Genomic DNA, 18,923 nt, shown 5'->3' with positions numbered 1-18,923 from the left:
AACGCCCCATGAGCAGCCAGCCCTTCGGAACCCGGCTCCGCGCCGCGATGACCGAGCGCGGCCCCCTCTGCGTCGGGATCGACCCGCACGCACACCTGCTGGCGGCGTGGGGTCTGCCGGACGACCCCGACGGCCTCGCCTCGTTCACGTACGGCGTGGTCGACGCACTCGCCGAGCAGGTCGCCGTGTTCAAGCCGCAGTCGGCGTTCTTCGAGCGCTTCGGGTCGGCCGGCATCGCAGTACTGGAGCAGGCGACGATCCGCCTGCGCGAGGCCGGCGCACTGGTGATCATCGACGCCAAGCGGGGTGACATCGGCTCGACCATGTCCGGTTACGCGTCGGCCTACCTGTCCGAGAAGGCGCCGCTGGCGTGCGACGCGCTGACGGTCAGCCCGTACCTCGGGTTCGGCTCGCTCCAGCCTGCGATCGACGAGGCCCGCGAAGCCGGTGCCGGTCTGTTCGTGCTGGCGCTGACCTCGAACCCGGAAGGCCCGCAGTTCCAGTCCGCCCGTACTGCGGCCGGGCCGACCGTGGCCGGGGCGGTTCTCGACGGGTTGCGCGAGCTGAACGCCGATGCGGACGACCTGGGCTCCTTCGGTGCCGTGGTGGGCGCCACGATCCAGCCGACCGACGAGAACCTCGACATCCGTGGCCCCCTGCTCGCCCCGGGCCTCGGTGCCCAGGGAGCCACACCCGCAAGCCTGTCGAAGGTCTTCGGCACCGCGGTCCGCAACGTCGTACCGTCAAGCTCCCGCGAGATCCTCGGCGCCGGCCCCAACCCGACCGCCCTCCGCGAAGCCGCAGCCCGCTCCAACGACGCTTTCCGGACAGTCCTCGGCTACTGATCGTTGTAGAGCTCTGTGAGCAGAGCTACCGCGGCGTGGGTGGCGGGGTGGGGGTCGTGGCGGCGCCAGGCCAGGTGGACCTCGACCAGGGGAGCGTCGCGGACGGGGCGGTAGACGATGCCGTCGCGCCGGTACTGCGTGACGGTGGCTTGCGGGGTCAGGCCGACGTACCGGCCGGTGGCGATCGCGGCCAGCCAGTCGTCGATGTCCTGGGTGTACTCCAGTCGCGGCCGCGAGCCTTCCGGCCAGAGGTCGGTCGTGGTCGTCCCGGTGCGGCGATCCACCAGCAGGGTGCGTTCCCGTAGCTCGTCCATGGTGATCGAGCGACGACGCTTCCAGGGGTCGTCCGCGGCCATCGCGCAGTACCGGCGTTCGTCCGCGATCTTGGCGTGCGCGAACCGCTGGGTGTCGATCGGCGTCCGGACGACCGCCAGATCGCACAGACCTTCCGCCAGCCCGCCGGTGGTCGTGTTGGTGCGGACCAGATGCAACTCGACCTCGGGGTAGAGCGCGGCCCACCGTCGCTGGAACTCACCCGTGTGCTGCCCCATCGCCGACCACGCATGCCCGATCCGCAACCGCGTATGTCCGGTCGTCGCCTCCCGCACCAGATCGTCCGCCTCGGCCAGCAGATGCCGGGCCCGTGCCAGCACCTGTACGCCGGCCGTGGTCGGGCTGACGGTCCGGCTGGTCCGATGCAGCACGCGCACCCCGAGAACCTGCTCGAGACTCAGCAACGTCCGCGACACCGCCGCCTGCGAGATCCCCAGCTCGATCGCGGCGTCGGTGAAGGTGCCCGAGTCCACGATCGCCACCAGGCACCGCAACTGCCGCAGCTCGAGGTCCATGACTTCAGCGTATAGATCCCCTCGTCGATGCATTTTGCGAATAGTTGGCGCCGGCGCAGCCTCGAACCATGACAACCGCCAGTCATACCCACGAAGCGCCGGCGACAGCCGACCCTCAGCCCGCAATGGGCGTGCTGATGATGTTGGGGAGCGGGCTTTCCAATCAGGTCGGAGCGGCGATGGGAGCCCTCGCGTTTCCGGTGATCGGGCCGGTGGGTGTGGTGGCGGTGCGGCAGTTGGTGGCTGGGCTGCTGCTGGTGGCTGTCGGGCGGCCTCGGTTGCGGGAGTTCACGGCGCGCCAGTGGTGGCCGGTCCTCGGGCTGGCGATGGTGTTCGCGACGATGAATCTGTCGCTCTACACGGCCATCGACCGGATCGGGCTCGGCCTGGCGGTGACGTTGGAGTTCCTCGGGCCGCTGACGGTGGCGCTGGTGGGCTCGAGGCGGAAGATCGACCTGGTCTGTGCGCTCGCCGCGGGACCGGCGGTGGTGGTGCTCACCCGGCCGCAGGCGAGCACTGACTACCTCGGCGTCGGGCTGGCGCTGGTGGCGGCGGTCTGTTGGGGCTGCTACATCCTGCTCAACCGCACGGTGGGACAGCGAATCCCGGGAGCGCAGGGATCGGCAGCTGCGGCCGCCGTGTCGGCGCTTGCCTACCTCCCGGTCGGAGTCTTCGTGCTCTGGCACCATCCGCCGACGGTTGCGGCGATCGGGTACGCGCTCGCGGCCGGACTGTTGTCGTCGGCTGTTCCGTTCCTGGTGGACCTGCTGGCGCTGCGCACGGTTCCGGCGCAGTTGTTCGGGGTCTTCATGAGTGTGAACCCGGTACTGGCTGCCCTGGTCGGCCTGCTGGTGCTCGATCAGCGGCTCGATCACCTCGACTGGTTCGCCATCACCGTGATCGTCGCGGCGAACGCCGTCGCCGCGGGGACGGCCGGCCGACGCGGCAGATCAGTGCGTGCTGCCGTGGCGAACGGCGGCTGACGCGAGAGGTTACGGGCTGGTTCCAACGAGGTGATGCGACGTTGTTCACGGCGTTTGGTGCGCAGTGTTGACCCCCGGCGTTCGGAAGGGTTGCCGTGACGGAAGGCGAACGGCTTTCCGCGGCAACAGATGGGACTGGAATGCATAAGGTTGCGGCCCTCGCGGCGGTAGTGACAATGAGCGTCGGCACTTTGACGGCATGCTCGGGTGGCGACTACTGCAGCGAACTGCAGAACTATGCCGAGGCGGTCAAGAACGCCGACATCAAGGACTCCGGGGCCGTCGACAAGATCCGCACCGAGTCCGGCAAGCTGTCGAAGTCGGCGCCGGACGACCTGAAGGACGACTGGAAGGTCTTGAAGGACTTCCTCGACAAGGCGAAGGACGCGAACGGCGACCAGACCAAGCTGGCCGAGCTCGCCAAGAACGAGGGCCAGAAGATGGCGACCGCCTCCGAGGCGATCGCCAAGCAGGCGAAGGACACCTGCAAGGTCAGCATCGAGGACTGACCCCGCCCGCTCCGGCCCGCGCCCCGTACCCCGGGGCGCGGGCCGGGCCGACGGTGGCGAAAAGGTGGGTTTCCGGTTGGTTTGGTGACGGCCGGTAGCGTCTGCGGCAACACCCCCGAGGACCACTCGAGACCCCCCGAGGATGAGGAACAGATGCGCACAGTTGTGATCACCGCGACGATGATCGCCGCGGCCGCCGGGCTGACCGCCTGCACCGAGGAGCAGGCCTACTGCGTCGACCTGGCCGGTTACGCGGCCTCCGCGGTGAACGTGGACCCGCAGAACCCCGCCGACTACGCCAAGATCCTCGAGGACGCGAAGAAGCTCGAGAACAGCGCGCCGGCCGAGGTGAAGGACGACTGGGCCAAGATCGTGACGATCGCGGAGAAGGCCCAGAAGGCCGGTACGGATCGTGTCGAACTGGCTCGGCTGAGCAAGGAGACCGGGCCCGCGATGGCTGCCTACAAGTCGATCGCGACCCATGCGAAAGACTCGTGCAAGGTAGATGTCCCTGAGCTGAACTGAGGCCGTCCCGTCGCGTGTTAGGTTCAGCGGCGAAGCCACAAAACGGGACAGGTGAAACGGTGCCACTTCCTTCTTTGACCCCAGAGCAGCGTGCGGCTGCTCTGGACAAGGCCGCGGCCGCACGGCGTGAGCGTGCGGAGATCAAGAACCGGATCCGGCACTCGGGGGCGTCTCCTACGGAGGTGCTGCACGAGGGGCAGACGAACGACGTGATCGGCAAGATGCGGGTGAGCGCGCTGCTGCAGTGCATCCCCGGGGTCGGCAAGGTCCGCGCCCAGCAGATCATGGAGCGGGCCGGGATCTCCGATTCCCGCCGGGTGCGCGGCCTCGGGACGAACCAGATCGCCGCGCTCGAGCGCGAGTTCGCCGAGTGACGCTGATGTCGACGGATCTGATCACGACGCAGCAGGAAACGGGCCGGGAGATGGATTCGGACACGGGGAACGACGCGGAAAGCGGTACCGGCGGGGCCCGGCTGACCGTGCTGGCGGGCCCGACGGCCGTCGGCAAGGGCACCGTCGCCGCCGACATCAGGGAGCGCTTCCCCGACATCTGGATCTCGGTCTCGGCGACCACCCGCAAGGCCCGGCCGAACGAGGTGCACGGGGTGCACTACCTGTTCGTGTCCGACGAGGAGTTCGACCGGATGATCGCCGACGACGAACTGCTCGAGTGGGCGGTCGTGCACAAGGCGGCCCGCTACGGGACGCCGCGGCGGCAGGTGCTGGACAAGCTCGCCGAGGGCCGCCCGGCGCTGCTGGAGATCGACCTCCAGGGCGCGCGGCAGGTGCGCGAGACGATGCCGGAGGCGCAGTTCGTCTTCCTGGCCCCGCCGAGCTGGGACGAACTGGTCCGCCGGCTGGTCGGCCGGGGGACCGAGACGGCCGAGGAGCGCGAGCGCAGACTGCAGACGGCTACGCTGGAGCTGGCGGCCGAGAAGGAGTTCGACGTCACGATCGTGAACGCCTCCGTTCGGGAAGCGGCCGATCAGTTGGTAAAGTTGATTCGATCACCCTCCATCTCTGGAAAGAGCTGAACTTGTCTGGCAACCAGCCCGTCGCCATCGGCATCACCTCCCCGCCGATCGACGACCTGCTCACCCACACCGACTCGAAGTACAAGCTGGTGCTTTACTCGGCCAAGCGGGCTCGGCAGATCAACGCCTACTACTCCCAGCTCGGCGAGGGCCTGCTGGAGTACGTCGGACCGCTGGTCGAGACGCACGTCCAGGAGAAGCCCCTGTCGATCGCCATGCGCGAGATCAACGAGGGTGTGCTGACCTGCACGGACATCGACCCCGAGGCCGAGGCGGAAGCTGCCGCCGCCGCTGCGGAGAAGTCCGAGTAATCATCCGTCGATGACGACGCCGGGTTCAGGTCTGTGACCGCACAGCAGCGGCCGTCCGTGGTTCTCGGTGTCGGCGGCGGGATCGCGGCCTACAAGGTCTGTGATCTGCTCCGCCGGCTGACCGAGTCCGGGCACAGTGTCCGGGTGGTGCCGACCGCGGCCGCACTGGAGTTCGTCGGCGCCGCGACGTGGGCGGCGCTGTCGGGTCAGCCGGTCACCGCCGACCCGTTCGACGACGTGCAGGAGGTCCCACACGTCCGGATCGGCAAGGGAGCCGACCTCGTCGTGGTCGCGCCCGCCACCGCGAACCTGATCGCGAAGGCCGCGCACGGCCTGGCCGACGACCTGCTCACGAACACTCTGCTGACCGCTCGCTGTCCGATCCTGTTCGCGGCCGCGATGCACACCGAGATGTGGGAACACCCTGCCACCCAGGCCAACGTGGCGACCCTGCGGTCCCGCGGCATCACCGTGCTCGACCCAGCGGTCGGCCGGTTGACGGGTACCGACACCGGCCGCGGGCGGTTGCCCGAACCGGCCGAGATCTTCGCGATCAGCCAGTTGATGCTCGCCGACGAGACGGCCCGCGCTGCCGGGCAGTCCGTGGCGGATCTGACCGGCAAGCACGTCCTGGTCAGCGCCGGCGGCACCCGCGAGCACCTCGACCCGGTCCGCTACCTGGGCAACTCCTCGTCCGGCAAGCAGGGCTACGCGCTGGCGCGGATCGCCGCCGCCCGTGGCGCCAAGGTCACTCTGGTCGCAGCTAATTCCGAGCTCGCGGATCCCGCGGGAGTCCAGGTCGTCCCGGTCACCAGCACGCGCGACCTGTACGAGGAGATCACCAGCCGCGCAGCGGACTCTGACGCGATCGTGATGGCGGCTGCTCCCGCCGACTTCCGGCCGGCCGATGTCGCGGAGCACAAGATCAAGAAGACCGGCGACGGTACGGTGCCGGCGGTCAACCTGGTGGAGAACCCCGACATCCTCGCCACCATCTCGCATGACCGGCAGCGGTCGGATCAGGTCATCGTCGGCTTCGCTGCCGAGACGGGCGACGCCCAGCACAGCGTGCTGGAGCTCGGCCGCGCCAAGCTCGAGCGCAAGGGCTGCGACCTGCTGGTGGTGAACGACGTGTCCGGCGGCAAGGTCTTCGGTAGCGACAACAACGAGGCCGTCATCCTCGATCGCGACGACGGCGCCCTCCCGGTGCCCTCCGGCAGCAAGGACGCCCTGGCCGGTGTCATCTGGAACCTCGTCGCCACCCACTGGCACTAGTCCGTTCAAGGCGGTCACTGGACAGATCGCCCTGTGCCATGTGCAATATATTGCATGCCAGTGCCGCAGAGTCGAGGGCTCGTCTCCAGGACGCTCCTGCGAGAGAACTCCTACCGCGCCATCCGGGACGCCATCGTCGACGGCACTCTCGCGCCGGGGGAGCGCCTCAACGACGCAGACCTGGTCGAGTGGCTGGGAGTCAGCCGTACGCCGGTCCGCGAGGCGCTGGCGCGGCTCGAACAAGCCGGTCTGGTGCAGACCAAGCCCGGGCGTTCGACCACCGTCAGCCCGCTCGACGTCCGCGAGATCCGCTCCGCTCAGCTGGTCACCGCCGCGATGCACGAGTTGGCGGTGCGCGAAGCGATTCCCAACCTGTCGGCGGCCGAGCTCGACGCCATGCGTGAGGCGAACAAGCGCCTCGCTGATGCCCTGTGCCGCAACGACGTCGACGCCGCGATCGCCGCCGACGACGACTTCCACGGGGTGCCGGTCGCCGCCTGCGCGAACCGCGCGATCGAGACCGTCCTCGAACAGTTCACCCCCGTACTGCGACGCGTCGAGCGGCTGAGGTTCTCGTCGCTCGGCGGCCGCGGCTCGGTCGCCCAACACGACAGGATCATCGCCCTCTGCGAGGCGGGCGACGTCGAAGGCGCCACCGCCGCGACCCGCGCGAACTGGCAGACCCTCGTGCCGCTGCTCGACAACTCACTCCAGGAGACCTAGATGCGCATCGACGCTTTCGACCGCTACCCACTGCTCTTCGGGCCGAGCCCCGTCCACCCGCTGGATCGGCTGACCAAGCACCTTGGCGGTGCGCGGGTCTGGGCCAAGCGCGAGGACTGCAACAGCGGTCTGGCCTTCGGCGGCAACAAGACCCGGAAGCTCGAGTACCTGGTCGCCGACGCGCTGGCCCAGGGCGCCGACACGTTGGTGAGCATCGGCGGCGTGCAGTCCAACCACACCCGCCAGGTGGCCGCGGCCGCGGCCAGGGCCGGGCTGAAAGCCGTGCTGGTGCAGGAGAGTTGGGTCGACTGGCCCGACCCGGTCAACGACAAGGTCGGCAACATCCTGCTGTCGCGGATCATGGGCGCCGACGTCCGCCTGGTCCGGGCGGGCTTCGGCATCGGCTTCAAGGAGAGCTGGCAGCAAGCGCTGGAGGATGTCCAGGCCGGCGGCGGCACGCCGTACGCGATCCCGGCAGGGGCGTCCGACCATCCGCTAGGTGGGCTTGGGTTCGCCAACTGGGCCGAGGAGGTCAGGCAGCAGGAGCAGGACCTCGGCGTGTTCTTCGACACTGTGGTCGTGTGCAGCGTCACCGGCAGCACGCAGGCGGGCATGATCGCCGGTTTCGCGGGCCAGGATCGTCCGCGCCGGCTGCTGGGCATCGACGCCTCGGCCAAGATCGACGAGACCCGCGCGCAGGTGGCGAAGATCGCTCGCAACACCGCGGAGCTCATCGGCCTCGGCCGGGACCTGCGGGAGGACGAGATCACCGTGCTCGAAGGCTGGGCCGGCGATCTCTACGGCATCCCGGTGCAGTCGACGCTGGACGCGATCCGGCTCAGCGGCAGCCTCGAGGCGATGATCATCGACCCTGTCTACGAAGGGAAGTCGATGGCCGCGCTGATCGACCTCGTGCGCGACGGCGAGATCCCGAAGGACTCGAACGTGCTCTACGTCCACCTCGGCGGCCAGCCCGCCCTCAACGCCTACAGCGGGCTCTTCCAGTAACGCGCTCCGTCGAAGTATCGAAGCGGTCAGGAGCTGGCCGCTTCCCGTTCTAGCCTCAGTGACATGAGCGAGCAGCTGAAGTGGAAGTCCGTAGTCGCCCGCCGGATGGCCCGGCATCACCTGGCGGTTCCGGCGGCGAGCAGCCCGGCGGACGTAGTACGGGCGATGTGTGGGGCGCATGCGCAGGTGCTGTCGGCCGGGGAGGTTTCGGTTGCTCTCAGACTCGACGGGGCGACGCGGACGGACGTTCAGAGGGCCTTGTGGGAGGACCACAGGGTGGTGAAGACCTTCGGGCCGCGGGGGACCGTGCATCTGTTGCCGGCCGACGATCTGCCGTTGTGGACCGGCGCTCTGTCCGCTTTGCCGAAGGGTCCGGCGGCGCCGGCGTACATGCGACTGACGGACGACCAGCGCGACGAGGTGATCGCTGCTATCGGTGCGGCGCTGGCCGACGATGACCTGACTGTCGACGAACTCTCCGAGCAGGTGGTCGCGCGGACCGGTTCGTGGGCGGGTGAGCTGGTGATGCCTGCGTTCCAGGTGTTCTGGCCGCGCTGGCGTCAGGTGATCCCGGACGCGGCCAACGCGGGCATGCTTGCCTACGGCCCCAACCGCGGCCGCAAAGTCACCTACTCGAACCCGCACCGGTTCACGCCGTTCCAGCCGATGCACGGGGAGGAAGCGCTCACTGCGCTCTTGGACCGGTATCTCCGCAGCTACGGCCCGGCCACCCCCGAGCAGTTCGCGAAATGGCTCAGCACCTCGACGGCCTTCGTCAGGAACCTGTTCGACGGCCTGCCGGAGGTCGACCTCGAAGGCAGCCGCGCGTGGCTCGCCGAGGGCGACACCTCGATGACGGACAAGCCGGCCACCGGCGTACGGCTGCTGCCGTACTTCGACGCGTACGGCGTGGGCAGTCATCCGCGCGATCTACTCTTCCCCGGCCGGGCGTCGACCCGGGCGCTGGCGGGCGGACAGGCGGGCAACTACCCGCTGCTACTGGTGGACGGAATCGTCGCCGGGGTGTGGCATCAGCGGAGGTCGGGCCGCAAGCTCCAGGTCACTGTGGAGCCACTGAGCACCCTCAGTCCCACCCGGCTGCGCGCGCTCGACGCGGAGGTCGATCGCCTTGGTCACATTTTCGACGCGAGCCCGGTGCTCACGATCGGCCCGGTGGAGACCGGTCCGCACGCCTGAACTGAGCGTGAAACTCGCGCGGGGTAGGATCGGCTTCACCATCCGCTCATCTCGATTTGTCCACTATATGGCGTGCAATCTCACGAAGCGAACGGATCGGCCTGTCGTTCGGGACCTTGGCCGGATCTGCTGGCATACTTCCCAGATACATCGCGTGGGGCGGTGCTGTGACAGGGGAGAGGCTGCCCCGTCATGTGGCGAACGAGGAAACCCCGAGGAGAATCCGTGGCACGGCGCCTTTTCACGTCCGAGTCGGTGACTGAGGGTCATCCGGACAAGATCGCTGACCAGATCAGCGACTCCATCCTTGATGCCCTGCTGGCCGAGGACCCCAAGAGCCGCGTCGCGGTGGAGACCCTGGTGACGACCGGCCTGGTCGTCGTCGCCGGCGAGGTCACCACCACCGCGTACGTCGACATCCCCGGCATCGTCCGGGCGCGGATCCTGGAGATCGGCTACGACTCCTCGCTGAAGGGCTTCGACGGCGCTTCCTGTGGAGTCACGGTTGCCATCGGCAGCCAGTCGCCCGACATCGCGCAGGGCGTCGACACGGCGTACGAGACCCGTTCGGACGCGTCGGACGACGCGCTCGACCTGCAGGGTGCCGGCGACCAGGGCCTGATGTTCGGCTACGCGTCGAACGAGACGCCCGAGCTGATGCCGCTGCCGATCACCATCGCGCACCGGCTGTCCGCACGGCTGTCCGAGGTCCGCAAGGACGGCACGATGGCCTACCTGCGTCCCGACGGCAAGACCCAGGTCACCGTCGAGTACGAAGGCGACAAGGCGGTCCGGGTCCACACCGTGGTGGTGTCGAGCCAGCACGCCGCCGACATCAGCCTGGACTCGATGCTGAGCCCGGACGTGAAGAAGCACGTCGTCGACCCGGTGCTCGAGCAGTTCGACATCGACTCGACCGACTACAAGCTGCTGGTGAACCCGACCGGCCGGTTCGAGATCGGTGGCCCGATGGGTGACGCCGGCGTGACCGGCCGCAAGATCATCATCGACACCTACGGCGGCATGTCCCGCCACGGCGGCGGCGCGTTCTCCGGCAAGGACCCGTCGAAGGTGGACCGCTCGGCGGCGTACGCGATGCGCTGGGTGGCGAAGAACATCGTCGCCGCGGGGCTCGCCTCGCGGGCCGAGTGCCAGGTCGCCTACGCGATCGGCAAGGCGGCGCCGGTCGGCTTCTACGTCGACACCTTCGGCACCGAGACCGTGCCGGTGGACAAGATCAGCGACGCGGTGCTCGAGGTGTTCGACCTGCGTCCGGCCGCGATCATCCGCGACCTCGACCTGCTCCGGCCGATCTACGCCCAGACCGCCCGCAACGGCCACTTCGGCCGTACCGGCGAGGACTTCACCTGGGAGCGGCTCGACCGCGTCGAGGCGCTGAAGGCCGCGATCGCCCAGTAGTTCCCTGTGACCGCCCGCGACCCGACGAGGTCGCGGGCGTTCGCATGTCCGGACCTGTGCCGCAGTTGTCCCCAGGCCTCCGGGCGGTTGTCGGCCGGCCCGACTAGAGTTCACCGGTGGCACAGAACGGGGACTCACCTGAGCAGTTGACGCTGCTCCGCGAGACCGTTCGCCGTTCCCGCACCAAGGAGCCGGCCGGCATCACCTCGACGCTGCCGATCGCCCAGATCGCGGTGGACATGCCGCTGCCGCATCTCGACCGGCCGTTCGACTACCTGGTGCCCGACGATCTGGCGGACGCGGCGCAGCCCGGCGCCCGGGTCAAGGTGCGCTTCGCCGGCAAGGACCTCGACGGGTTCGTGCTGCGCCGGCTGGAGGCCTCCGGCCACGACGGCAAGCTCGCGCGGATCCGCAAGGTCGTATCACCCGAGCAGGTGCTGACTCCCGAGGTCGCCGATCTCTGCCGGACCGTCGCCGATCGGTACGCCGGGGTCTTCGCGGACGTGACCCGCCTCGCGGTTCCACCCCGGCACGCCAAGGTCGAAGCCGAGCCGCTGAAGTGCTCGCAGCCCGTCCGCCCGGTCGTGTCCGACTCGCGGTCGGAGTGGGCGCCGTACCCGGTCGCCGGTGGGTTCCTCGACGCATTGACCCGCTCGGAAGCCCCCCGAGCCATCTGGACCGCAGTACCGGGGGCCGACTGGGCGCTCGCGTTCGCGCAGGCGGCGGCGGTCTGTGCGTCCTCGGGACGTGGTGCGTTGCTGCTCGCGCCCGATGCGCGTGACCTGGAACGACTGGCCGACGCCTGTACTTCGGTGCTCGGGCCGGACGGATTCGTCTCGCTCTCGGCTGACCTCGGCCCGACCGCGCGGTACCGGGCGTTCCTTGCGGCGCTGAGAGGTTGCACCCGGGTGGTGATCGGCACGCGCGGGGCCGCGTTCGCGCCGGTGGCCGATCTCGGGCTGGTCGCGCTCTGGGACGACGGCGACGACTCGTACGCCGAGCCGCGCGCGCCGTACCCGCATGCGCGCGAGGTGCTGCTGCTGCGGGCGCATCGGCAGAAGTGCGCCGCTCTGCTGGGCGGGTTCGCCCGATCCGCCGAGACGGCCGCGCTGCTGGAATCCGGTTGGGCCGCCGAGCTGATCGCGGATCGCACGGTGGTCCGGGCGGCGGCTCCGGCCGTGCACATCGCGGGGGAGTCGGACACCGATCTCGCCCGCGATCCCGCTGCCAGGGCCGCGCGACTCCCGCACCGGGCGTTCGAGATCGCGCGCGAGGGCCTTCGCTCGGGCCCGGTGCTCGTCCAGGTGCCGCGAGCCGGGTATCTCCCCAGCCTGGTCTGCCAGACCTGCCGAGCGCCGTCCCGGTGTTCCACCTGCGGCGGGACGTTGCGTCGTACCGGTGGTTCCGGGCCGCCGAGTTGCAGCGTGTGCGGCCGGCCGGCGGTGGACCACCGGTGCCCGGAGTGCGGCGACACCCGGATGCGCGCTGCCGTCGTCGGAGCCCGCCGTACTGCGGAGGAGCTGGGCCGGGCCTTTCCGGGAGTTCTGGTCCGTACTTCGGGCGGGGACAACATGCTCGACAAGGTGTCCGACCAGGCGGCCCTCATCGTCACCACGCCCGGCGCGGAACCCGTGGCCGAAGGCGGTTACAGCGCCGCCCTCCTGCTGGACACGTGGTTGCTGCTCGCCCGGCCGGACCTGCGCGCCCCGGAAGAGGCCGTTCGGCGCTGGTTCAACGCGGCGGCGCTGGTTCGTCCGGCTCAGGACGGTGGTGCCGTGATCATGGTGGGTGAGCCGTCCTCCACCCCATTGCAGGCGGTGGTGCGGTGGAGCCCCGAGGGATTCGCGGCCCGCGAGCTGGAGGAGCGCCGTACCGCGCGGCTGGCTCCGGCGGCCAAGCTCGCGGAGCTCACCGGGCCGACCGAGGCGGTGTCCGATCTGCTGGCCCGAGTGCGGCAGTTGGTCGATCCCCAAGCAGGGTTGGAGGTTCTCGGCCCGGTGGCGATCGACGACGAGACCTCGCGAGCGGTCGTGCGGACCCCGCGATCAGCCGGTACGAGTCTTGCCCGGGCCTTGAAGGAAGGGCAGGCCGCGCGCAGTACCAAGAAGTTGATCGGATCCGTGCGGGTCCAGGTCGACCCCGCGTCCTTCGGCTGATCAGGCTCAGGCGGTGGCCGCGGCGAGGCCGGCCGGGCGGGACGCCGCCAGCAGCTGGTTGCCCAGCGACGTGCGCGAGTAGAGCACGGCCCGTCCGTCCCGGCGCGAGTCGACCACGCCAGCCGCGCGCAGGATGCTCAGGTGGACGCTCAGCGTCGGCGCCGAGACCCCCAGCTGATGCGCCAGGTGCGTGGTCGACATCGGCAGATCGAGGTGGCTCACGATCGCGGCGCGGGTTCTGCCCACCAGTTCAGCGAGCGGGGACTCGCTCACGTCCTCCTGGCTCTCCCAGAGCCGCCCTAGGCCGCGCGGCGGATACGTGATGGTCGGCACGTGCGGCGCGGCTGTCACGGGGAGCGCGGCAGGCCAGGTGAAGACGCAGGGCACGAGCAGCAGTCCCTGGCCCGGCAACGGTTCGCCGTCGCAGCTGTACGGCCTTTCGATCTCGATCCGGTCGCCGGTGAAGCGCACGGACGGATGCAGGTTCCGGAACAGCCGGTCCACGCCGCCGCTCGCGAGCTCCTCCAGCCGGAACGCGAGATCCTCCTGGAGCAGCGAGCGCATCCGCCGCCAGTCGGGCTCGATCGCCTGATGCCAGTAGTTGTCGAGGGCGGAGGTGATCCGCTCGAGCGCCTTGCGCGGATTCGCGATCAGGCCGGGCAGCAGCGGGTGCGGGGTCTCCGTGTGCAGCTTGGTGAGCTCGTCGACGACGAGGTGATGCGGTGTCGCCGCCACCGCGGCCAGGCCCGACTCGAAGCTGGTCGACCGTCGCGGCGGCGCGGGGGTGATGAAGTCCGGGATGTAGCTCACCGGCGGGATCAGGGCCTTGAGCAACAACAGGTCGTCGTCCGGGTCCGCGCAGAGCGGCCGGACCTTGCGCAGCCACGGTCCGTGAACGCTGCCGGCCGTGCTGTTGCTGAGCGCCCGGACACTCGTCACCGTCTCCCAGACCGGCGAGAACGCGAACCTGATCCGGCTCACGTCGTCGGTGCTGAGCCTGATGGTGATCACCCGAGCACTGTAACTCCGCGACAACTCGGCGATCGACGATTAGTCCTCCGCCTAATGTTCGACAGCCTGTCTACGGGGGCTCGACAGTGGAACCATGAACGCGCGTGCTGATGCCCCGGCCCTGCCAAGAGCCTTCTGGGCACTCTGGGTCTGCCAGTTGGTGAACCGGCTCGGCAGCTTCGTGCAGCCCTTCCTGGTGCTGTACCTGACCCAGGACCGCCACCTGTCCGCCGGTACTGCGGGTGCCGTGGCCGCTGCTGTCGGTGCGGGTTCGGTCGTCTCCCAGTTGGTCGGCGGCTGGCTGTCGGACCGGGCCGGGCGCCGCCGGACGATGCTGATCGGCTTCTTCGGTACCGCGGCCGCGCTGATCCTGCTCGGCTCGGCGCGCTCCATGGTGACGATCTGGGTGGCGGCCTTCGTCGTCGGCCTGATGGGCGACCTGTTCCGGCCTGCGGTTCAGGCGACCGTCGCCGACCTGCTCCAGCCGAGAGAGCGCGTTCGCGCGTACGGGTTGCTGTTCTGGGCAATCAACCTCGGCTTCTCCATCTCCACGGTCAGCGCCGGCGTCCTCGCGAGCATCGGCTACAACCTGCTGTTCTGGATCAACGCCGGTACTTCGGTCGTCGCGGCGCTGGTGATCCTGCGGATGGTGCCGGAGACCCGGCCGGTCCTGGACGAGGGACCTCGCCGGCCGTTGCTGCCGGTGGCCCTGCGCGACACGACCTTCCTGCTGATGATCCTGCTCCAGATCGGTTACGCGACGATCTACTTCCAGGGCTACTCGACCCTGCCGCTGGCGATGGCGGACGACGGACTGCCCTCGTCGACCTACGGGCTGGTGATCGCGCTGAACGGGGTCGTGATCGTGCTGGTCCAGCCGTTCGTCAACCGCCGGCTCTCGCTGCTCGACCGGCCGAAGCTGCTGGCGACCTCGATGCTGATCGTCGGAGTCGGGTTCGGCCTTGGCGCGATCGTGCACAGTTGGTGGGGGTACGGGCTGTCCGTGGTGGTCTGGACGATCGGCGAGATCGGCTTCGCCGCCGTCATCGGCGCGGTCTTCGCCGACCTCGCTCCGGTCGACCTGCGCGGCGGCTACATGGGCCTGGCCGGCAGCATGTCGTTCGGCCTCGGCAGCGTCATCGGCCCGCTGCTCGGCACCAACACCCTCGAACACGCCGGTCGTACGACGGTCTGGCTCGCTTGCGCCGTGCTGGGAGCCATCCTCTTCGCCGCCCAACTGGCTCTGGCTCCCGCGCTTCACGCCCGAGCCCGCGCTGCCGCGGCGGTTCCGGCGCCGAGTCCTTCCTGAGCGGCCTGGGACCATTCCGTAGGGTTGCGGCTATGACGGAGCAGAAGGTCGACCAGGTCGTGTTCGATATCGGTGGGGTGCTGCTGGACTGGAGTCCGGACTACCTCTACGAAGAGCTGATCCCAGACCAGGAGCAGCGCGAGCACTTCCTGACGAAGATCGCCACCCCGGTCTGGAACCAGCAGCAGGACGCGGGCCGCCCCTGGGCCGAGGCGGTCGCCGAGCTCACCTCGCTGCACCCAGAGCACGCGGAGTGGATCGAGGCCTACGACACGGGCTGGCTGAAGATGGCGAAGGGCCTCTTCGAGGACACCGCGGCCGTGCTCAGCGAACTCCGCGAGCTGGGCGTCCCGACGTACGCGCTGACCAACTTCTCGGAGGAGAAGTGGGCCGTGGCGCAGGAGACGTTCCCGATCCTGGCCGGCTTCGACGGTGAGGTGGTGTCCGGCACCGAGCGCACGGTCAAGCCCGGCGAGAAGATCTTCCGCATCCTGCTAGAGCGCTACGACCTCGATCCGGCGCGCAGCTTCTACATGGACGACAAGCAGTACAACGTGGACGCCGCGCGGGCGGTCGGCTTCGAGGCCGAGCTGTTCGTCGACGGCCAGACCCTGCGCAACCAGCTCAGGGACCGGGGGATCAACCTCCGTCCCTGACCGTCAGGCGGTGGTGGCCTGGAGCGCTTCCGTCCCACAGGGCGTGTGACTCCGCCTCCGCCGTTCCCCGCCGCTGGACCGGGTCGGGTTGTCCGTCACCGCGCGCCCTCCGGCCGTCCCAGAGCGGGGCGACGGGCGAGGCTGTGGGGGACCACTAGACTTGGCTGGTCCCCCGTTCGGTGAGTGTTGTGGAGTTTGCGTGTCGGTCCAGCCCATCCGCCTGTTCGGCGACCCTGTCCTGATCACCAAGGCCGACCCGGTCGTCGACTTCGACGCCGAGCTCCGCCGGCTGGTCTCGGACCTCACCGACACCATGCAGGCCGCGCCCGGGTCCGGCCTGGCCGCCCCGCAGATCGGCGTCGGCCTGCGCGTCTTCACGTACTTCATCGAGGGCGAGCTCGGCCACCTGGTCAACCCGGAGCTGAGCCTCTCGGCCGACGAGCAGTTCGGCCCGGAGGGATGCCTGTCGATCCCCGGCCTCACCTTCGACTGCCGCCGTGCCCAGCACGTGATCGCCAAGGGCTTCAACATGTACGGCGAGCCGGTGGTGATCGAGGGCTCGGACCTGCTGGCCCGCTGCATCCAGCACGAGACCGACCACCTCGACGGCGTGCTGTTCGTCGACCGGCTGGACACCGACACCCGCAAGGCCGCGATGAAGGCGATCCGCGAGGCGGAGTGGTCCGGCCTGGCCGGTCCGCCGCAGATCAAGGTCTCGCCCCACCCGACGAACGGATTCGGTCTGTGAGAGTCGTCTTCGCCGGCACCCCCGAGGTCGCCGTCACCGCGTTGAAGGCCATCGCCGCCAGCGGCCACGAACTGGTCGCCGTGGTCACCCGCCCGGACGCGCCCGCCGGCCGCGGCCGCAAACTCGTCGCCTCCCCGGTCGCCGAGTACGCCGAGGAGCTCGGCGTCGAGATCTTCAAGCCGGTCAAGCCGAGGGACCCCGACTTCCTCGAGCGGCTCCGCGAGATCGCCCCGGACGCGTGCCCGGTCGTCGCGTACGGCGGGTTGCTGCCGCAGGCCGCGCTCGACATCCCGCGGCACGGCTGGATCAACCTGCACTTCTCGGTGCTCCCGGCCTGGCGTGGTGCCGCGCCAGTGCAGCACTCGATCATCTCCGGCGACGACGTGACCGGCGCGAGCACCTTCCGCATCGTGAAGGCGCTCGACGCGGGACCCGTGTACGGCGTACTGACTGAGCGCATCGGCCCGAAGGACACCGCGGGCGATCTGCTCAGCCGGCTCGCGGAGTCGGGCGCCAAACTGCTGGTCGACACCCTTGACGGCATCGAGGCGGGCGTCCTGGAGGCTCGGGAGCAGCCTGCCGACGGAATCACCATCGCGCCGAAGATCAACGTCGAGGACGCCGAGTTGGACCTCACCGCGCCCGCGCAGCGGGTCGATCGGCTGGTTCGTGGCTGCAACCCCGCGCCGGGTGCCTGGACGACGTTCCGCGGGGAGCGCCTGAAGGTGCTCGACGTCGACCTGACCGACGAGGACCTGAAGCCAGGCGAGCTGGTGGCGACCAAGTCGAGCGTGACAGTCGGCACCGGCAGCAAGGCGCTCCGGCTCGTGACGGTCCAGCCCCAGGGCAAGAAGCCGATGGCGGCCGCCGACTGGGCCCGAGGCGTCCGCATCACCGACGACGATCGCCTGGGTGCAGAATCAGGCGCCGAGTGAGCGACCGCAGTCCTCGCAATCGCGCGCCGCAGCGTCGCCCCGACAAGGTCCGCCAGCTCGCCTACAAGGTGATCCGCCAGGTCACCTCCGAGGATGGCTACGCCAACCTCGTGCTGAACAAGGCGCTCCGCGACCAGCGACTCGGCGGCCGTGACGCCGCCTTCGCCACGGAGCTCGTGCAGGGCACGCTGCGCTGGCAGGGCACGTACGACGCGATCCTGGCGCGCAGCGTGTCCCGCCCGCTGGCGGAGCTGGACCCGGAACTGCTCGACCTGCTCCGCCTCGGGGCGCACCAGTTGCTCAACATGCGGGTCGACTCGTACGCCGCGGTGAACGAGATGGTCACGCTGACCCGCGCGGAGATCGGCCAGAGCCGAAGCGGCCTGGTGAATGCGGTGCTCCGCAAGGTGAGCCAGCGCTCTCTCGACCAGTGGATCGCCGCGGTCGCCCCGGCGCTCGACGACGACCTGTTCGGTCACCTCGCGGTCGCGAAGGCCCACCCTCGCTGGATCGTCGAGACCTTCGCGGATGCCCTCGGCACGGACGGCGACGAGCTGGACGAGCTGCTCGACGCCGACAACGATCCTCCCCGCGTGACGCTGGTAGCCAGGCCCGGCCTCGCGGACCTGGACGAGTTGGTCGAGGCCGGAGCCACCCGCGGCCGATGGTCGCCGTACGCGGCGGTGCTTCAGGGTGGCGGTGATCCGGGACGAATCTCCGCGGTCTCGTCCGGGCGCGCCGGAGTACAGGACGAGGGATCGCAGCTGGTCGCTGTCGCACTCGCGTCGGCGCCGCTCGAGGGATCGGACGCCAAGTGGCTCGACCTCTGCGCCGGGCCGGGCGGGAAGTCGGCGCTGCTGGCGGCGATCGTGAGCCAGCGGGACGGGGTGCTGACCGCGGTCGAGCCGCAGCCACACCGGGCCGAGCTGGTGAGGTCGAACCTGCGCGCGGTGCCGGGCGACCACCAGGTGCTGGTCGGGGACGGGACGAAGCCGACCTGGCCGGAGGGTTCGTTCGACCGGGTGCTCGCCGACGTGCCGTGCAGCGGCCTCGGGGCCTTGCGCCGGCGTCCCGAGGCGCGCTGGCGCCGTACGCCGGAAGACGTCGAGGAGCTGCGGCCGCTGCAGGAACGGCTGCTGGACTCGGCGATCACCTCGGTGCGTCCGGGCGGAGTGGTGGCCTACGTGACCTGCACGCCGCACCCGCGGGAAGCCGGATCGGTCGTCGACGCGGTACTCGCCCGACGGTCCGATGCCGTGCTCGAGGATGCGCGCCCGCTGTTGCCTGGCGTGCCGGCGCTGGGGAAGGGGCCTGACATCCAGCTCTGGCCGCATCTGCACGGAACGGACGCGATGTACCTCGCGCTGATCCGGCGTACCTGACGCACGATCCGTGGACCGGTGTCAGGGGCGTTGGCCTCGACGGTCAT

General features: G+C 69.7%; 20 protein-coding genes. 18 read left to right on the top strand and 2 right to left on the bottom strand.

What is annotated here, in order from left to right:
* Positions 1–8: 8 nt before the first annotated feature.
* Positions 9–845 (top strand): orotidine-5'-phosphate decarboxylase, encoded by an 837-nt coding sequence (gene pyrF / locus EV644_RS14245; RefSeq protein ID WP_132188727.1) that lies wholly within the window; start codon positions 9–11, stop codon positions 843–845.
* Here the strand turns inward: pyrF and EV644_RS14240 are convergent.
* Entirely contained in the window at positions 839–1,693 is an 855-nt protein-coding gene (locus EV644_RS14240) for a LysR family transcriptional regulator (RefSeq protein WP_132188726.1), read from the bottom strand. The two genes, pyrF and EV644_RS14240, sit on opposite strands and share 7 nt — an antisense overlap.
* A gap of 68 nt (positions 1,694–1,761) precedes the next feature.
* Here EV644_RS14240 and EV644_RS14235 point away from each other — a divergent pair, with 68 nt between their 5' ends.
* From EV644_RS14235 to EV644_RS14180, 12 genes are all read left to right on the top strand, one after another.
* Complete coding sequence (locus tag EV644_RS14235; protein WP_199239806.1) at positions 1,762–2,676, top strand: EamA family transporter; 915 nt, start codon at positions 1,762–1,764, stop codon at positions 2,674–2,676.
* Between the two features lie 176 nt (positions 2,677–2,852).
* Entirely contained in the window at positions 2,853–3,185 is a 333-nt protein-coding gene (locus EV644_RS14230) for a hypothetical protein (RefSeq protein ID WP_241998137.1), read from the top strand.
* A gap of 153 nt (positions 3,186–3,338) precedes the next feature.
* Complete coding sequence (locus EV644_RS14225) at positions 3,339–3,710, top strand: hypothetical protein (RefSeq protein WP_132188724.1); 372 nt, start codon at positions 3,339–3,341, stop codon at positions 3,708–3,710.
* Between the two features lie 59 nt (positions 3,711–3,769).
* Positions 3,770–4,084 (top strand): integration host factor, actinobacterial type, encoded by a 315-nt coding sequence (gene mihF, locus EV644_RS14220; RefSeq protein ID WP_132188723.1) that lies wholly within the window; start codon positions 3,770–3,772, stop codon positions 4,082–4,084.
* A gap of 50 nt (positions 4,085–4,134) precedes the next feature.
* Positions 4,135–4,746 (top strand): guanylate kinase, encoded by a 612-nt coding sequence (gene gmk / locus EV644_RS14215; RefSeq protein ID WP_132188933.1) that lies wholly within the window; start codon positions 4,135–4,137, stop codon positions 4,744–4,746.
* 2 nt (positions 4,747–4,748) lie between these two features.
* Positions 4,749–5,057, top strand: a complete 309-nt coding sequence (gene rpoZ / locus EV644_RS14210; RefSeq protein ID WP_132188722.1) for a DNA-directed RNA polymerase subunit omega — start codon at positions 4,749–4,751, stop codon at positions 5,055–5,057.
* 33 nt (positions 5,058–5,090) lie between these two features.
* Positions 5,091–6,332, top strand: coding sequence for a bifunctional phosphopantothenoylcysteine decarboxylase/phosphopantothenate--cysteine ligase CoaBC (coaBC, locus tag EV644_RS14205; RefSeq protein WP_132188721.1), 1,242 nt, complete (start codon positions 5,091–5,093; stop codon positions 6,330–6,332).
* 54 nt (positions 6,333–6,386) lie between these two features.
* A complete protein-coding gene (locus tag EV644_RS14200) occupies positions 6,387–7,055 on the top strand; it encodes a GntR family transcriptional regulator (protein ID WP_132188720.1) in 669 nt (222 codons plus the stop codon).
* On the top strand, positions 7,056–8,063 hold the full coding sequence (locus EV644_RS14195; RefSeq protein ID WP_132188719.1) for a 1-aminocyclopropane-1-carboxylate deaminase: 1,008 nt from the start codon (positions 7,056–7,058) through the stop codon (positions 8,061–8,063).
* Positions 8,064–8,126: 63 nt separating this feature from the next.
* Positions 8,127–9,260, top strand: coding sequence for a winged helix DNA-binding domain-containing protein (locus tag EV644_RS14190; RefSeq protein WP_132188718.1), 1,134 nt, complete (start codon positions 8,127–8,129; stop codon positions 9,258–9,260).
* A gap of 225 nt (positions 9,261–9,485) precedes the next feature.
* Complete coding sequence (metK, locus tag EV644_RS14185; RefSeq protein WP_132188717.1) at positions 9,486–10,679, top strand: methionine adenosyltransferase; 1,194 nt, start codon at positions 9,486–9,488, stop codon at positions 10,677–10,679.
* 116 nt (positions 10,680–10,795) lie between these two features.
* Positions 10,796–12,835 carry a primosomal protein N' gene (locus EV644_RS14180; protein WP_132188716.1) on the top strand — a complete coding sequence of 680 codons (2,040 nt, stop codon included), beginning with the start codon at positions 10,796–10,798 and terminating at the stop codon, positions 12,833–12,835.
* A 6-nt stretch (positions 12,836–12,841) separates the two neighbouring features.
* On the opposite strand, the gene EV644_RS14175 is transcribed toward EV644_RS14180, so the two are convergent.
* Positions 12,842–13,846 (bottom strand): ArsR/SmtB family transcription factor, encoded by a 1,005-nt coding sequence (locus EV644_RS14175; protein WP_132188715.1) that lies wholly within the window; start codon positions 13,844–13,846, stop codon positions 12,842–12,844.
* Between the two features lie 94 nt (positions 13,847–13,940).
* Here EV644_RS14175 and EV644_RS14170 point away from each other — a divergent pair, with 94 nt between their 5' ends.
* From EV644_RS14170 to EV644_RS14150, 5 genes are all read left to right on the top strand, one after another.
* Complete coding sequence (locus EV644_RS14170; protein WP_132188714.1) at positions 13,941–15,155, top strand: MDR family MFS transporter; 1,215 nt, start codon at positions 13,941–13,943, stop codon at positions 15,153–15,155.
* Between the two features lie 32 nt (positions 15,156–15,187).
* Positions 15,188–15,811, top strand: coding sequence for an HAD family hydrolase (locus tag EV644_RS14165; RefSeq protein WP_132188713.1), 624 nt, complete (start codon positions 15,188–15,190; stop codon positions 15,809–15,811).
* 199 nt (positions 15,812–16,010) lie between these two features.
* Positions 16,011–16,559 (top strand): peptide deformylase, encoded by a 549-nt coding sequence (gene def, locus EV644_RS14160; protein WP_132188712.1) that lies wholly within the window; start codon positions 16,011–16,013, stop codon positions 16,557–16,559.
* Positions 16,556–17,494 carry a methionyl-tRNA formyltransferase gene (gene fmt / locus EV644_RS14155; RefSeq protein WP_132188711.1) on the top strand — a complete coding sequence of 313 codons (939 nt, stop codon included), beginning with the start codon at positions 16,556–16,558 and terminating at the stop codon, positions 17,492–17,494. The genes def and fmt overlap by 4 nt, the downstream gene beginning before the upstream one ends.
* Positions 17,491–18,876, top strand: a complete 1,386-nt coding sequence (locus EV644_RS14150; RefSeq protein WP_132188710.1) for an RsmB/NOP family class I SAM-dependent RNA methyltransferase — start codon at positions 17,491–17,493, stop codon at positions 18,874–18,876. Before fmt ends, EV644_RS14150 begins: the two co-directional genes overlap by 4 nt.
* Positions 18,877–18,923 lie beyond the last annotated feature (47 nt).

The organism is Kribbella orskensis, from assembly GCF_004342085.1.
GTDB lineage: Bacteria > Actinomycetota > Actinomycetes > Propionibacteriales > Kribbellaceae > Kribbella > Kribbella orskensis.
Note: the sequence above shows the minus strand (reverse complement) of the source record. Positions and strands in the feature narration are given on the sequence as shown.

What these genes read in the sequence shown, in the direction of transcription:
- pyrF (WP_132188727.1), top strand. Translation starts at nt 9, where the DNA reads ATGAGCAGCCAGCCCTTCGGAACCCGGCTCCGCGCCGCGATGACCGAG.
- EV644_RS14240 (WP_132188726.1), bottom strand. Translation starts at nt 1,693, where the DNA reads ATGGACCTCGAGCTGCGGCAGTTGCGGTGCCTGGTGGCGATCGTGGAC.
- EV644_RS14235 (WP_199239806.1), top strand. Translation starts at nt 1,762, where the DNA reads ATGACAACCGCCAGTCATACCCACGAAGCGCCGGCGACAGCCGACCCT.
- EV644_RS14230 (WP_241998137.1), top strand. Translation starts at nt 2,853, where the DNA reads ATGAGCGTCGGCACTTTGACGGCATGCTCGGGTGGCGACTACTGCAGC.
- EV644_RS14225 (WP_132188724.1), top strand. Translation starts at nt 3,339, where the DNA reads ATGCGCACAGTTGTGATCACCGCGACGATGATCGCCGCGGCCGCCGGG.
- gmk (WP_132188933.1), top strand. Translation starts at nt 4,135, where the DNA reads ATGGATTCGGACACGGGGAACGACGCGGAAAGCGGTACCGGCGGGGCC.
- EV644_RS14200 (WP_132188720.1), top strand. Translation starts at nt 6,387, where the DNA reads ATGCCAGTGCCGCAGAGTCGAGGGCTCGTCTCCAGGACGCTCCTGCGA.
- EV644_RS14195 (WP_132188719.1), top strand. Translation starts at nt 7,056, where the DNA reads ATGCGCATCGACGCTTTCGACCGCTACCCACTGCTCTTCGGGCCGAGC.
- EV644_RS14190 (WP_132188718.1), top strand. Translation starts at nt 8,127, where the DNA reads ATGAGCGAGCAGCTGAAGTGGAAGTCCGTAGTCGCCCGCCGGATGGCC.
- EV644_RS14170 (WP_132188714.1), top strand. Translation starts at nt 13,941, where the DNA reads ATGAACGCGCGTGCTGATGCCCCGGCCCTGCCAAGAGCCTTCTGGGCA.
- EV644_RS14165 (WP_132188713.1), top strand. Translation starts at nt 15,188, where the DNA reads ATGACGGAGCAGAAGGTCGACCAGGTCGTGTTCGATATCGGTGGGGTG.